This is a genomic window from Micromonospora sp. CPCC 206171 (assembly GCF_036906755.1).
GTDB classification, from domain to species: domain Bacteria; phylum Actinomycetota; class Actinomycetes; order Mycobacteriales; family Micromonosporaceae; genus Micromonospora; species Micromonospora purpureochromogenes.
The window spans coordinates 45,512-58,670 of sequence record NZ_JBAKHT010000028.1; the positions used below are offsets into that span (position 1 = coordinate 45,512).

Consider the following 13,159-nt stretch of genomic DNA (forward strand, 5'->3'; position numbering starts at 1 on the left):
CAGGGCGCGGACAAGGTACTCGCCTCGTTTCGCGGGCAGGTTCGAGCGGGTCGAGCTAGACAACCGCGCGAAGAATGCGGTCGGGTTGGCGACGCAGCCGCTCCATGGCCCGCGCCGTCGCGTCGTCAGCCGGCAGGAGGACGACCAGCTCCTGTGCGTCGGTTCTCGGCAACTCGAGCTTCTCTCGCTGCCACCGAAGCTCGTGCGCGATGGGGTGGTTGACCCGAAGCGGGACGTGCGGTGGGGGCAGGTGGCGGTGGAGTCGTCGGGTGAACTCCGTTCCGGCCAGGGGGGCGAGCTCGGCCCTGAACCATTCGGAGGTCTCCGCGGACGGCCCGAGCCACAGTTCGAACGCTCGTTCGTCGGCCACCTGGTCCCAGTCCGGGAAAAAAGTCCGGGCGTGCGGATTGGTGAACACGTAGCGCGTCAGGTTGGGTGTCCCGCTCTCGAGCAGCCCGATCCCACGCATCAGCAGCTCGAACCCACGCGTGTAGGCGAGCACGTCTCCCAGGCGGTTGGTGACGAATGCGATGCCGGGCTCAAGGAGTCGGAGGGTCTCCAACACGGTGGGCCGGACCTGGCGGTTGGGCGGCACCGGCCGCCCGCGCCCGGCGCACCCTCCACCGGTGATCTTGGCGAGGTGGCGCAGGTGATTCCGTTCGGCGGCATTGAGGCTCAAGGCGTCCGCAAGAGCATGGATCACCGCAGGGGACGGGTTGCGGTCTCGTCCCTGCTCGATACGGGTGAGGTATTCGACGCTGATCCTGGCACGGGTGGCGAGGTCTGAGCGTCGTAGCCCAGGGGCCCGACGGCGGCCACGATCAGGCAGTCCGAACGATTCCGGCTGGATGGAGTCGCGCTTGGCGCGGATGAAGTCGCCCAGCGGCGTGCTCATGGTCAGGAGCCTAGCGCGGTCCCCCCGGCGCATCGAACCCCGCAGGGTGGCCCCACGAGGGCCAGCCTGCGCCCGGTCTGGTTGCCAGTGTCCGGACGATGGACCGTGGCGCCCATGAGCGAGAAGCACAAGTTGGTCATCATCATCGGAAGCGTCCGAGAGGGCCGGTTCGGGCCTGTCGTCGCCTCCTGGGTCGCCGACCAGGCGCGCGAGAACGGCGCGTTCGACATCGACGTCGTCGATCTCGCCGACGCCGAGATCCCGCTGTCGTTGCCGGCAGTCTCACCGAAGTTCGCCGGTGACTCGTACCCGCGCCCCGACGGAATGGCGTCCCTGACGGCCCACCTCAAGGACGCGGACGCATTCATCATGGTCACGCCGGAGTACAACCACAGCTACCCCGCGTCCCTGAAGGCCGCCATCGACTGGCATTACACCCAGTGGACGGCCAAGCCCGTCGCTTTCGTCAGCTACGGCGGCGCAGCCGGCGGCCGCCACGCTGTCCTCCACCTGGAGAACGTGCTCACCGAACTGCACGCCGTGACGATCCGCGATGGTCTGGCGTTCCCGAACTACCGCACGACGTGGGAGGACGGCCGACCGCTGGATCCCCAGGCGCCCGGATACGCCAAGACCCTGCTGGACCAGCTCGCCTGGTGGGCCGCCGCCCTGGGTGCGGCACGCAACTCGGTCCCGTACCCGGTCTGAAGGGATCACCCGGCCAGCTGCGGTGCCCTACCCGGATCACCGAATCCAGTGCCGGGCGAGCCCCGGTCGATCCACCAGCGATCGACCGGGGCTCGTCGGCTGGAGCCGGGTCAGGCGAGGTCGAACCGGTCGAGCTCCATGACCTTGGTCCAGGCTGCGACGAAGTCGGCCACGAACTTGTCGCGCGCGTCCTGGCTGGCGTAGACCTCCGCGAGGGCCCGCAGCTGCGAGTTGGAGCCGAAGATGAGGTCCACCGCGGTGGCGGTCCACTTCACCTCATCGGTGGCCAGGTCCCGGATCTCGTACACGTGCTCCTCGGACTCCGACGCCTTCCACCGGGTGCCCGGGGAGAGCAGGTTGACGAAGAAGTCGTTGGTGAGCACGCCGGGCCGGTCGGTGAGGACACCGTGCCGCGTACCGCCGACGTTGTTGCCGAGGGCGCGCAGACCGCCGAGCAGGACCGTCATCTCCGGCGCGGTCAGGTTCAGCATGTACGCACGGTCGACGAGCAGCACCTCCGGCTGGGTCTTCTCGCCGGGACGCAGGTAGTTGCGGAACCCGTCGGCGCGCGGCTCCATGACCCGGAACGACTCGACGTCGGTCTGCTCCTGGGTGGCGTCGGTGCGACCCGGCCGGAACGGCACGGTCACCTCGACACCGGCGTCGCGCGCCGCCTTCTCGACCGCGGCCGAGCCGGCCAGCACGATCAGGTCCGCGAGCGAGATCTGCGCGTTGCCGGCGGAGTTGAACTCCCGCTGGATGCCCTCCAGGGTCGCCAGGACCGTCGCGAGCTGCTCCGGCTGGTTGACCTCCCAGCTCCGCTGCGGCTCGAGCCGGATCCGCGCCCCGTTGGCGCCACCGCGCTTGTCGGTGGAGCGGTAGCTCGCGGCCGACGCCCACGCGGTGGAGATCAGCTGAGCAGTCGTGAGGCCGGACTCCAGGACCTTCGCCTTGAGGGCGGCGACGTCGGCGTCACCGACGAGCTCGTGGTCGACGGCCGGCACCGGGTCCTGCCACAGCTGGGGCTCCGGGACCCACGGCCCGAGGAAGCGGCTGACCGGGCCCATGTCGCGGTGCAGCAGCTTGTACCAGGCCTTGGCGAACGCCAGCGCGAACTCGTCCGGGTTCTCCAGGAAGCGGCGCGAGATCTTCTCGTACGCCGGGTCGAAGCGCAGCGCCAGGTCGGTCGTGAGCATCGTCGGCTTGTGCTTCTTCGCCGGGTCGTGGGCGTCCGGGATGATCGCCTCGGCGTCCTTGGCGACCCACTGCTTCGCCCCGCCCGGGCTCCGGGTGAGCTCCCACTCGTAGCCGAAGAGGATCTCGAAGAACCGGTTGCTCCACTGCGTCGGCACGTCGGTCCACGTCACCTCGAGACCGCTGGTGATCGTGTCGTTGCCCTTACCGGTGCCGTAGGTGCTCAGCCAGCCCAGGCCCTGCGCCTCCAGCGGAGCGCCCTCGGGCTCCGGGCCGACGTGGTCGTCGGCGACGGCGGCGCCGTGGGTCTTGCCGAAGGTGTGGCCGCCGGCGATGAGGGCGACGGTCTCCTCGTCGTTCATCGCCATCCGGCCGAAGGTCTCCCGGATGAAGTAGGCCGCCGCGCGCGGGTCCGCGTTGCCGTTGGGCCCCTCCGGGTTGACGTAGATGAGACCCATCTCGGTCGCGCCGACCTCGGGCGCCATCTCCGCCTCGCCGACGTAGCGCTCGTCGCCGAGCCAGGTGTCCTCCGGACCCCAGAAGATCTCCTCTGGCTCCCAGACGTCCTCCCGGCCGAAGCCGAAGCCGAAGGTCTTGAAGCCCATCGACTCCAGGGAGACGTTGCCGGCGAGCACGAGCAGGTCGGCCCACGAGATCTTCTGGCCGTACTTCTGCTTGACCGGCCACAGCAGCCGGCGGGCCTTGTCCAGGTTCGCGTTGTCCGGCCAGCTGTTGAGCGGGGCGAAGCGCTGACCACCGTCGCCGGCGCCGCCGCGACCGTCGTGGATGCGGTAGGTGCCCGCGGCGTGCCAGCTCATCCGGATCATCAGGCCGCCGTAGTGGCCGAAGTCGGCCGGCCACCAGTCCTGCGAGGTGGTGAGGACCTTGATGATGTCCTGCTTGAGCGCCTCGACGTCGAGCTTGGCGAACTCCTTGGCGTAGCTGAAGCTCTCCCCCAGCGGGTTGCCCTTGGACGAATGGGCATGCAGCACCGAGAGGTCGAGCTGGTTGGGCCACCAGTCCCGGTTGGTGCGCGGACGACCACCGGTCTTCGGGGTCGGCGAGTCGATCGCCGGGTTCTCGCTCTCGCTGCCGTGCGCGGTCACGGAGTCGTGCGCGACCGGACAGCCGGCCGCCTCCTTCTTGTCCACGCCCTGCGCGCTGGAGGGGGTGTGGTCCTGGGTGTCGCTCATCTACTTCCTTCCGAGCTGGCGGATCACTGGGAGGTGCGTTCGGTCGCACAGTCGGGGCAGGTGCCCCAATACACAACCTCCGCCTCGTCGACCACGAAACCGTGGTCATCCGAGGCGGTGAGACAGGGAGCATGGCCGACAGCACAGTCGACGTCGGCGATCGCGCCGCAGGAGCGGCACACGACATGGTGGTGGTTGTCCCCCACCCGCGACTCGTACCGGGCGGTCGCACCGGCAGGCTGGATGCGCCGCACCAGGCCGGCGTGGGTGAGCGCCCGGAGCACGTCGTACACCGCCTGGTGGGAGACCGTGGGCTGATCCGCCCGTACCAGCGCGATCACCGTGTCGGTGTCGACGTGGGGATGGTCGCGCAGCGCTGCGAGCACCGCCAACCGGGGCCGGGTCACGCGCAACGAGACCGCCCGCAGCTGAGTCTCGAAGTCGGACGTCACGTGCTGACCATAGCCCACTCTTCTGGAACAAATCCAGTTTAGCTTCGGTCCCAACCCGCACATTTTCGGCGGCAGACCTGCCGGACCCGCTCCTCGGCCGCTCACCCGCGCCGGGCCCGCTGGGACGGCGGTGCCCAGCACCTCACGGCGTCACACGCCCGGTGGAGACGCTCAGCCTTCCACTCCGGTGGCAGCATGCGCCGCCCCGACCGGCTTGGACTGGGAGGATCCCCGCTGCCGCAGGTAGATCGACAGGACGACCATCGACGTGACGGCCGAATTGGAATCGCACGACTCAGCCTCCCTGCAGCACGCAGTCGTAGGGCTCCTCGCCGCGAGCGGTGCACCCGGCGGCAACCACCCGCCAACCACCGGGGCAGACGGCGAGGAAGACCGTGTCGCCGTTGAGCCGAACCTGCGCCCACTGGCCGTACACCTTGCTGTGCGAGACCGAGCCCGGCCCGGGCAGGTCCGCCTCCAGGATCGCCTCCGCGCACGGCCTGCCGGCGGACTGCTCAAGCTCGGCCGCGGTGTCCGGAGCCAGCAGGGCGCAGGCGGCGGCCCCGTCCTTCGCGGTGACGGCGTCCACCATCCGCACGGTGACGGCAGCCGCCGCGTCACCGCGGTCGGTCACCGAGCCGCAGCCTGCCAGGGCCAGTACGGCCAGGGCTGCGCCCACTGCCACCCATACCACCCGCACGGAGGGATACATCCCCCGCTCGATGCGCTCCAATCCGAATCCGCCACCGACTCACCGCAGTCGGCGGCCGGACGGACGCAGCAGATCGCCGATGGTCGGCGCGAGACGGACTCGCGAATCGGTCAGTACGCCGGGGAAGGGGCCTCGGGCGGCCGGTCGGCGGCGTGGCGGGCGTCGGCGAGGGCAACGCCCAGCAGGACGAGCGCGGCCACGACCGCGGCGGCCAGCGGCGAGCCGAACCAGAGGGGTACGGCGGCGGCGGCCAGGGCGGCGATGGCGACGACCCGGCGCAGAGACAGCCGGTCGAACACGATCCGTTCCAGGCGGATCCGGCCGTAGAGGAACAGCGCCGGCCCGCCGAGGAGTACCGCCAGCCAGACGGGTTCCGGGCGGCCGGCCGGGTGCGTGAGGACGATCTCGTGGCCGACGGCGGTGGTGACGATGCCGATCACCATCACACCGTGGGCGATGCCGGTGGCTCGGCCGGCGGCGAGCCGGTCCCGGGCGGTGGCGACGGCGTCGGCGAGGATCTGCCCGGAGCGATAGAAGTAGATGCGCCACAGCAGCACCGTCGACAGGTACGCCACCACCAGGGCCGCGGACGTCGCGGGGGTGATCGGCTGGTTGGTGAAGGTGATGCCGGCGGCGAGGACGGTCTCGCCGAGCGCGATCAGCAGGAACTGCTGGTAGCGCTCGGGCAGGTGGTGGCGGTTGTCGAGGGCCCACGGGCTGAGCGGTGGCCGATCCATCAGCGGCACCGGCCAGCGCAGTTGCGCGGCGACGATGTCCACGAGCACCGCGACACCCCACAGGGCGGCGCGGGTCACCCCGCTGGACAGGGCGCCGGCGAACCAGATCGGCGTCGTGGCCGCGCACCACAGCACCGACCGGAGGTAGAGGTCCTTCAGCGCGTGCCCCCGCAGAGCGGGCAGGAGGACCAGCGGTCGGGCGAGGTGCAGGATCACGTACGGCAGTACGAACGCCCAGCCCCGGCCGACGAACGCGTACGGCACCGACGAGGCCATGACCAGCAGCCCGAAGGCGCTGGCCAGCACCACCCACTGGATCTTGGGTCGGCGGGGGTCGAACCAGCTGGTGACGTGCGCGGTGGTGATCCACAGCCAGATCAACGGCAACGCCAGCACCAGCAGGTACGCCAGCGACCGCCACCGAGCGGAGGGATCAGGGCCGGTGATGTCCCGCACCACCCGGGAGACCACGCCGGACAGGGCGAACACCAGCACCAGGTCGACGAACAGCTCCAGGAAGTTCGCCTGCCGTACGTCCTCACGCTGCTGCAACAGGTCCTGTCCGCCGCCGGTCCGAAACCCCATACCGCCATGCTCACCCGCCCCATGCCTGCCGGGTGCCGACTTACCCCTCGTACATCCCGGGGGCGCCGCGTGCCGGGCGACAGGTTGTCTGTGTCGGCGGCTCAGGCCGTTTGCACCGGCTGCCGCCGGGAAGGCGACGAGCGACAGGCGCACGTGGAACCGCGTGTGCCACCGCGCTCACGGGGAGGCGACATGGGTAACCGGGAACAGTTGCATGATCTTCGCCAGCAGGCCCACGACGCGGGCATCGAGGGCAATTCCAAGATGACCGAGGAGCAGCTGCGCGACGCGCTGCGCCGGGTCGGCAAGGGCGAGCGGCCCCAGATGGCCAAGCACGAGGCAAAGCGGTAACGAGCGCGGGCGGTGCCGGCGTCCATCAGCGGCGCCGACGCTGCTCGCGGTTCTCAATTGATGGTCGCCAGCAGATCCAGGCAGCCCCGGCGCGAGGTCGACATGAGCACCGCGCACCTCATCAGCGAGCTGACCGAGCAGGCGATCGCCCAGCGCCCCGCACAGCTCTTCCTCGATCGCTCCCGGGTGACCTTCTTCAGCGCCCACGGCATCAGCGCCCTACTGCGAACCCAGCGCGCCGCCGCCGACGCCGAGGTCACCCTGATCCTGCGCGACTGCGCCCCGTGCGTCACCTACCTGCTGGCGGCAACCGGCACCAACGGCCGTCGCCGGGAGGTCAGGGCCGGTCCACCCCACTCGAGTACGGGCAGCAGCGGCTCCTGCGCCGCGGTGAAGGCCTACCCGGCGGACTCGAAGGCGGCGAACCCCAAGCCGACCGCCGCGCCGAAAAGCATGCCGTCCCGGATCGACCTACCTGGGACGAGTCTTCACGGACGCGGTGAGTCTCCGTCGACCAGGGTCTCGAGCGGAGCGCGACACGGTCCCGGTGCGGCGTCCATGAGGTGATCGAGGGTCATCGCGGCGTTGATCAGCGCGAGGTGGCTGAAGGCCTGGGGGAAGTTGCCGAGCTGCTCGCCGGTCGGGCCGATCTCCTCGGCGAAGAGACCGAGATGGGTGCTGTAGGTGAGCATCTTCTCGAAGGTGATCAGCGCGTCGTTCAGACGTCCCGAGCGGGCCAGGGCTTCGACGTACCAGAAGGTGCACATGTTGAAGGTGCCTTCGTTGCCGGGCAGGCCGTCGGGCGAGGCGGTGGGGTTGTACCGGTAGACGAGGCTGTCCGAGACGAGCTCATCGTCCATCGCCCGCAGCGTCGACTTCCACATCGGATCGTCGGGCGCGATGAAGCCCACGCCCGGCATGATGAGCAGCGCCGCGTCCAGGACATCGCTGTCGTAGTGCTGCACGAACGCCCGGCGTGCGGGGTGGTAACCCCGGTTCATGACCTGGTGGTAGATCCGGCCGCGCTCGACGCTCCAGCGGTCGATCTCGCCGGGCACCCCGTACCGCTGAGCGAGGCGGATGGCCCGGTCGACAGCCACCCAGGACATGACGCGGCCGAAGGTGAAGTCATGGCGGCCGCCCCGGGTCTCCCAGATCCCCTCATCAGGTCTGTCCCAGTTCTCGCAGAGCCAGTCGACGAGCTTCACCGTGTTCAGCCACGCCTGATAGGAGCTACGCAGTCCATACGCGTCGGCGAAGTGGATGGCGCTCAGCGCTTCGCCGTAGATGTCGAGCTGGAGCTGGTCGGCGGCGGCGTTGCCGATTCGCACCGGGCGGGAGCCTCGATACCCCTCCAGGTGATCGAGGAGTTCCTCGTCAAGGGCGGTTGAGCCGTCGACGCGGTACAGATGGTGCAGCGGCGTCGCCCGGCCAGCCGCCTCGCAGATCCGATCGTCGAGCCACCGCAGGTATCGGCGCGCTTCCTCGGTGAAGCCGAGACCAAGCAGGGCGTACACCGAAGCTGAGGCGTCGCGGACCCAGGCGTAGCGGTAGTCCCAGTTCCGCGTCCCGCCGATCTGCTCCGGCAGGCCCGCGGTCGGAGCGGCGATCAGGGCGCCGGTCGGCGCGTACGTGAGCAGTTTCAGCGTCAGGGCGGAGCGCTCCACCGCTTCCCGCCACCGTCCGCGATAGCAGGAGCCGCTGAGCCAGGTCCGCCAGTGGTCCCGGGTCTGCTCGTACATGGCCCGTATTTCCTCAGGCCCGATGAGCCGGGGTGGCTCACCCGAGCCGGTTTCGACGAGGACCCCGCCGATGGCACCCTGGCGCAGGGTGGCGAAGGCGCGCACCCCGTCGCCGTCGCGTTCGATCTCGATCTCGTCCGGGGGCTGGTCGGCGGGGCGGGCCCGATGCACCGTCATGCTGAGCGTCGGGCTGCGGAAAACGGCGCCGTCGGCGTACATCTGGAGCTCGTGCGGGTCGCGCCCGTAGTTGAAGCGCGGCTGGCATTCCATCCGGAACCGCATGGTGCCCCGAACCACGTGGACCAGCCGGACGAGGCGATGTCGATCGGTCGGCGTATCGCCGGCGACCGGCATGAAGTCGATGACCTCACCCACGCCGTCGGACGTCAGGAAACGAGTGATCAGGATCGGTGTCCCCGGCAGGTACAACTGCTCCTTTCTGACGTTCTCGGCGCCATCGGGTGCGATACGGAAGTACCCGCCCCTTTTCTGGTCGAGCAGTCCGGCGAACAGGCTGGGCGAGTCGAACCGCGGCGCGCAGAACCAGTCAAGGGTGCCGTCGTCCGCGATCAGCGCCGCTGTCTGCAGGTCCCCGATCAGGCCATGTGACTCGACGATCGGATACCACTCCACTCACCGCCTCCTGCCAGGACTCCTGCGACTGCTCTCACCGTAGGTGCTGGCCGGAGTTCAGCGGCGCACATTGGTCAGGACCAGCGCGAGGTCGGACGGCGGGTGTTTTCTTTGTTTCGCGGAGGGTAGCCGCGCCGGATGAGCAACGCCGGCCGGTCCACAGCCCGCCAGGCGCTGATCGTGATCGGTCTGGTCCTCGCCACCCTGGCCGGGCTGGCGTTGGTGTGGGAAACCCGGCGGGTGTTGATCTGGGTGATGGTGGCCGCGTTCTTCGCGGTGGCCCTGAATCCCCTGGTGGACCGGGTGCAACGACGGATCGTCCGGCGTCGGGCAGTGGCCACGCTGTTGGTGTTCCTGGCGGCCTTCGTGGCTTTCGCCGCGCTCGGCGTACTGATCGTGGTGCCCCTGCTGAACGAGCTGACCCGGTTTGCCGACCGGGCGCCGGATCTGTTGCGCGAGGCGCGGGCCGGCCGCGGGCCAATCGGTGAGCTGCTGGAGCGGTTCCACGTGCGGCAGTACGTCGAGGCCCACGCCGATCAGTTCCAGCGCTTCGGCGGCCAGCTCGGCCGGTCGTCGGTCGGGCTGGTCCGCGGAGCGGCGCAGGGCGTCGCCGGAGTGCTGACGGTGGTGGTGCTGGCGTACCTGATGGTGGTGCAGGGGCCGCGAATCACCGCGGGCACTCTGGCCCTGGCCGGCGACGCCCGGGCCGAGCGGCTGTGCCGCATCGGCCGGGCGTCGGCGCACACCATCACCGGCTACCTGAGCGGAAACCTCCTGATCAGCCTGATCTGTGGCCTGGCGACCTTCGTCGTGCTCGCGCTCACCGGCGTGCCGTTCGCCGCCGTGATCGCGCTGTTGGTCGCCATCGCGGACCTGATTCCGCTGGTAGGGGCGACCCTCGGCGCCATCGTCGCGGGCGGCGCGGGATTCCTGCACTCGCCCACCGCCGGGGTCGTCGTGCTGGTCTTCTTCGTGGTCTACCAGCAGGTCGAGAATCACCTGCTGCAACCGGTCATCATGTCCCGCACGGTCCAGCTGAACCCACTGACCGTGCTGGTCAGCGTGTTGCTCGCCGCGGAGCTGGGCGGTCTCCTGGGCGCCCTGCTGGCCATCCCGGCCGCCGGCATCGTGCGGGTCCTGCTGCGTGAGTTCGTCCCCGCCGACCGGCGCGCCGGCTCCGTGCCGGCGGCGGCCGGACCGGCGGACCGCGCGGGGGGCGGCGGCCCGGACCAACCGGCGGGCGACCACCCACCCGGGGGACGGTGGGACGGCCGGCAGCCGGCGCTCCGGTCACCGGGACCGGCCACCGGCCGGCGACTGACCGGGCTGACCGGCGCGTGCCACCGGCTCAGGCGCGCGCTCGGTCCAGGTGACGGCGTTGGGCAGAAACGGCAGAAACGGGCGACCGATGACGACCGGTAGGGTGGGGCAACTGCTGCGAAGACCCGAGCAGGGGCGGTCGGCATTCCTGGAACTGTTCTTCGACCTGGTGTTCGTCCTCGCGTTCTTCCGGCTCTCGCAGGAGCTGCTGGAGCAGCTGAGTTGGACCGGCGCGTTCCAGGCACTGGTGTTGCTGCTCCCCGTGCTGCATGTCTGGGCCTATGCGGCAAGGTTCACCGACCTGTTCGACCCGCGGCATCCGCTGATCCAGCTGCTGGTGCTGTCGATGATGTTCGGCGTCCTCGTGATGGCGGCCGCGGCGCCTGCGGCGTTCGGCCGCAAGGCCCTGGTGTTCGCAGGTGCGTACGTCACCGTGCGGGTTGGTGTCCTCGCTGTCGGAGTGCTCGCGTTGCGCGGCCACGAGGCGCAGCGCAACGCCCTACGGCTCCTGTTCTGGGTCGGCATGGCTGCGTTGGTCTGGATCGCGGGGGCGTTCATCGACGGCTGGGCGCGTGGAGCGCTGTGGGCGACGGCGGGGGCCGTGGAGTACGTGGGGATCGCCCTCGGCTTCCGCACGCCGGGGCTCGGCCGCGCCGGTGCCCGTCGTCGAGCCGACATCGTGGTCGCCGAGAAGCACGTGGCCGAGCGGTACCAGCAGTTCTTCATCATCGCGCTCGGCGAGCCGATCCTGGTCACCGGACTGACGTACGGAACCGGCGAGTTCACGGCCGACCGCGGCGCCGCGACCCTGGTGGCGTTCGCCACCACGGCGCTGCTGTGGCGCATCTACATCCACCGCGCCGGAGCGCTGCTGGCCGACGCCATGACCGCGGCCCTCGACCCGCGCCGGGTCACCGTCCTGACGGTCTACTCCCACGTGGTCATGGTCGCCGGCATGGTGGTTGTCGCCGTCGGCGACGAACTCGTCATCACCCACCCGCTCGGTCACCCGGATCCGGCCTGGATCCCCGTCATCCTCGGTGGACCCGCCCTGTTCCTCGCCGGGCGGGCCGCCTTGGAATACGCGGTGTTCGCGCGCGTGTCTCTCTCCCGCGTGATCGGCACGCTCGCCCTCGTCGCCCTCACCCCGGCGATGAGGGACACGCCGCCGCTCGCGGCAGCCACCGCCGCCGCGCTCGTCCTGGCCGGCGTCGCCGTGGCCGACGCGGCCCGTACTCGAAGACTCCCATCCGAGCGACCGTCACCACCGGGTTGAAACGTGCGGTCAACTGGCCCTGGTGCTGCCGCACCGGCTCGGCCCAACACCGTGAACGACCAGGAGACCGCCGCCGACAACAAGCTCCCCTGCGTCGCCGGCGCGTGGCCGCGCAGGGGAATGCCACCGAATCGCCTCGACCGGGAGAACGGGTCGCAGGTTTATGAGGGCCGGGCGGGGTAACCCCCGCCATGGCCGCCGACCGGAGCCCCCAGCCTCGCCCGGAGGAGGTGGCCGAGCAGGCCAGAGAACTGGCGACGCAGGCTGCCCGCCGCGGTGGTAGGGCCGGAAAGCTGCGGCTGCGTCAGGTCGAGATCATCCTGGTCATCGCGGCCCAGTGCGGGCTCGCCGCCACCCTGGCCTGGGGGCTCGCGCACGAGGTGGCGGGGCATCCCGCGCCGGTCTTCGCACCCAGCGCGGCCGTCGGCACGATCGTCGCCGCCCTCGGACAGCGCGCCCGACGTACCGCCGAACTGATGCTCGGCGTCGGGCTGGGGCTGCTCGTCAGCGACCTTCTCCTGCGTTACGTGGGTTCGGAGCCTGGCAGATCGGCGTGGTGGTAGCGCTGGCCATCGCCGTCGCCCTGCTGATGACCGGACACAGCGGGGCGCTTGTCGCCCAAGCCGGCGGTACCGCCGTCCTTCTCTCCACGCTGTCCCCGGTCCAGCAGGGTCTGGAGTGGGCGCGGCTCATCGAAGCCGGGTCGGGGGCCCTCGTCGGGCTGGTGGTGGTCGCGTTGCTGGTGCCCATCGACCCGATGCGCACTCTTCGGCGCGCCGCCGCACCGCTGACCGAGACGCTCACCTCGCAGCTTCGGGAGGTCGCGCACGCGCTCAGGCAGCGGGACGCGGACCGCGCGGTGCAAGCACTCGACCGGCTTCGCGGCATGGACGACGACCTCACCCGCCTGCACGAGGCCCTGGGAGGCGCCGAGGAGGTGACGATGATCTCGCCGGTCCGGTGGCGGCGGCGCCGCGATGTCGAGCGCTACCAGCGCGGCATCCAGTACATGGATCGGTTGGCGCTCGAGTGCCGGGGTATGGCCCGCTGGGCGGCGACCTCGCTGCAGTACGGCGAGCCGGTGCCGGAGGAACTCATCGCCGCGCTGCAGCAGCTCGCGGAGACGATCGGGATGCTGCAGCGGGAGGCACGGAAGGTGGGGCCCTTGGAGCAGACCCGCCACGGGGGACTGGACACCGCGCAGCTGGTCGGCGAGGCATGTCGAAGAGGCTTGAAGCCCTACGGAAACGCCATGGTGATCCAGCTCCGCACGGCGGCGAGTGACCTGCTCCGGGCAACCGGCTACGAGCCGGAGACGGCCAACCGGATGGTGCGCGAGGCCGTCAACCGCTAGGCCGCCT

General features: G+C 70.3%; 14 protein-coding genes. 7 read left to right on the forward strand and 7 right to left on the reverse strand.

Translation table 11 applies throughout. The features are described from left to right. Nucleotides 1–55: 55 nt before the first annotated feature. Complete coding sequence (locus V6U89_RS25270; RefSeq protein WP_334574226.1) at nt 56–895, reverse strand: helix-turn-helix domain-containing protein; 840 nt, start codon at nt 893–895, stop codon at nt 56–58. Between the two features lie 114 nt (nt 896–1,009). Here V6U89_RS25270 and V6U89_RS25275 point away from each other — a divergent pair, with 114 nt between their 5' ends. Next, nucleotides 1,010–1,603 (forward strand): NADPH-dependent FMN reductase, encoded by a 594-nt coding sequence (locus V6U89_RS25275; RefSeq protein WP_334574228.1) that lies wholly within the window; start codon nt 1,010–1,012, stop codon nt 1,601–1,603. Nucleotides 1,604–1,713: 110 nt separating this feature from the next. Here the strand turns inward: V6U89_RS25275 and katG are convergent, their stop codons facing one another. The 5 genes from katG to V6U89_RS25300 all read right to left on the reverse strand — a co-directional run bounded on the left by katG (nt 1,714) and on the right by V6U89_RS25300 (nt 6,476). After that, nucleotides 1,714–3,990: a catalase/peroxidase HPI gene (katG, locus tag V6U89_RS25280; RefSeq protein WP_334574230.1), complete on the reverse strand. Its 2,277-nt coding sequence runs from the start codon at nt 3,988–3,990 to the stop codon at nt 1,714–1,716. A gap of 23 nt (nt 3,991–4,013) precedes the next feature. Further along, a complete protein-coding gene (locus V6U89_RS25285; RefSeq protein ID WP_334574232.1) occupies nt 4,014–4,442 on the reverse strand; it encodes a Fur family transcriptional regulator in 429 nt (142 codons plus the stop codon). 171 nt (nt 4,443–4,613) lie between these two features. Continuing rightward, nucleotides 4,614–4,706, reverse strand: coding sequence for a DUF6766 family protein (locus V6U89_RS25290; RefSeq protein WP_334574234.1), 93 nt, complete (start codon nt 4,704–4,706; stop codon nt 4,614–4,616). A 31-nt stretch (nt 4,707–4,737) separates the two neighbouring features. Beyond that, a complete protein-coding gene (locus V6U89_RS25295; protein WP_334574236.1) occupies nt 4,738–5,127 on the reverse strand; it encodes a hypothetical protein in 390 nt (129 codons plus the stop codon). Nucleotides 5,128–5,264: 137 nt separating this feature from the next. Beyond that, a complete protein-coding gene (locus tag V6U89_RS25300) occupies nt 5,265–6,476 on the reverse strand; it encodes a low temperature requirement protein A (protein WP_334574238.1) in 1,212 nt (403 codons plus the stop codon). 192 nt (nt 6,477–6,668) lie between these two features. On the opposite strand from V6U89_RS25300, the gene V6U89_RS25305 reads away from it, so the two are divergent. Together V6U89_RS25305 and V6U89_RS30265 are read left to right on the forward strand one after the other, a co-directional pair. Then, nucleotides 6,669–6,827, forward strand: coding sequence for a hypothetical protein (locus V6U89_RS25305; protein ID WP_334574240.1), 159 nt, complete (start codon nt 6,669–6,671; stop codon nt 6,825–6,827). Between the two features lie 102 nt (nt 6,828–6,929). Then, nucleotides 6,930–7,394: an STAS domain-containing protein gene (locus V6U89_RS30265; RefSeq protein ID WP_442933984.1), complete on the forward strand. Its 465-nt coding sequence runs from the start codon at nt 6,930–6,932 to the stop codon at nt 7,392–7,394. On the opposite strand, the gene V6U89_RS25315 is transcribed toward V6U89_RS30265, so the two are convergent. Beyond that, nucleotides 7,316–9,202, reverse strand: a complete 1,887-nt coding sequence (locus V6U89_RS25315) for a glycoside hydrolase family 15 protein (protein ID WP_334574244.1) — start codon at nt 9,200–9,202, stop codon at nt 7,316–7,318. The two genes, V6U89_RS30265 and V6U89_RS25315, sit on opposite strands and share 79 nt — an antisense overlap. A 138-nt stretch (nt 9,203–9,340) precedes the next feature. Here V6U89_RS25315 and V6U89_RS25320 point away from each other — a divergent pair, with 138 nt between their 5' ends. The 4 genes from V6U89_RS25320 (at nt 9,341) to V6U89_RS25335 (ending at nt 13,152) form a co-directional block, all read left to right on the forward strand. After that, nucleotides 9,341–10,624, forward strand: coding sequence for an AI-2E family transporter (locus tag V6U89_RS25320; protein ID WP_334574246.1), 1,284 nt, complete (start codon nt 9,341–9,343; stop codon nt 10,622–10,624). Beyond that, the gene (locus V6U89_RS25325; protein WP_334574248.1) at nt 10,572–11,798 is read left to right on the forward strand and encodes a low temperature requirement protein A; all 1,227 of its coding nucleotides are present in this window, start codon (nt 10,572–10,574) and stop codon (nt 11,796–11,798) included. The genes V6U89_RS25320 and V6U89_RS25325 overlap by 53 nt, the downstream gene beginning before the upstream one ends. 230 nt (nt 11,799–12,028) lie before the next feature. Then, complete coding sequence (locus tag V6U89_RS25330; RefSeq protein ID WP_334574251.1) at nt 12,029–12,361, forward strand: hypothetical protein; 333 nt, start codon at nt 12,029–12,031, stop codon at nt 12,359–12,361. Beyond that, nucleotides 12,352–13,152, forward strand: a complete 801-nt coding sequence (locus V6U89_RS25335) for a hypothetical protein (RefSeq protein ID WP_334574253.1) — start codon at nt 12,352–12,354, stop codon at nt 13,150–13,152. Before V6U89_RS25330 ends, V6U89_RS25335 begins: the two co-directional genes overlap by 10 nt. The last annotated feature ends 7 nt before the right edge of the window (nt 13,153–13,159 follow it).

Excerpts from the sequence above, each read along its gene's own strand:
- V6U89_RS25290 (WP_334574234.1), bottom strand. The coding sequence starts at position 4,706 with ATGGTCGTCCTGTCGATCTACCTGCGGCAGCGGGGATCCTCCCAGTCC.
- katG (WP_334574230.1), bottom strand. The coding sequence starts at position 3,990 with ATGAGCGACACCCAGGACCACACCCCCTCCAGCGCGCAGGGCGTGGAC.
- V6U89_RS30265 (WP_442933984.1), top strand. The coding sequence starts at position 6,930 with ATGAGCACCGCGCACCTCATCAGCGAGCTGACCGAGCAGGCGATCGCC.
- V6U89_RS25270 (WP_334574226.1), bottom strand. The coding sequence starts at position 895 with ATGAGCACGCCGCTGGGCGACTTCATCCGCGCCAAGCGCGACTCCATC.
- V6U89_RS25320 (WP_334574246.1), top strand. The coding sequence starts at position 9,341 with ATGAGCAACGCCGGCCGGTCCACAGCCCGCCAGGCGCTGATCGTGATC.
- V6U89_RS25305 (WP_334574240.1), top strand. The coding sequence starts at position 6,669 with ATGGGTAACCGGGAACAGTTGCATGATCTTCGCCAGCAGGCCCACGAC.
- V6U89_RS25300 (WP_334574238.1), bottom strand. The coding sequence starts at position 6,476 with ATGGGGTTTCGGACCGGCGGCGGACAGGACCTGTTGCAGCAGCGTGAG.
- V6U89_RS25275 (WP_334574228.1), top strand. The coding sequence starts at position 1,010 with ATGAGCGAGAAGCACAAGTTGGTCATCATCATCGGAAGCGTCCGAGAG.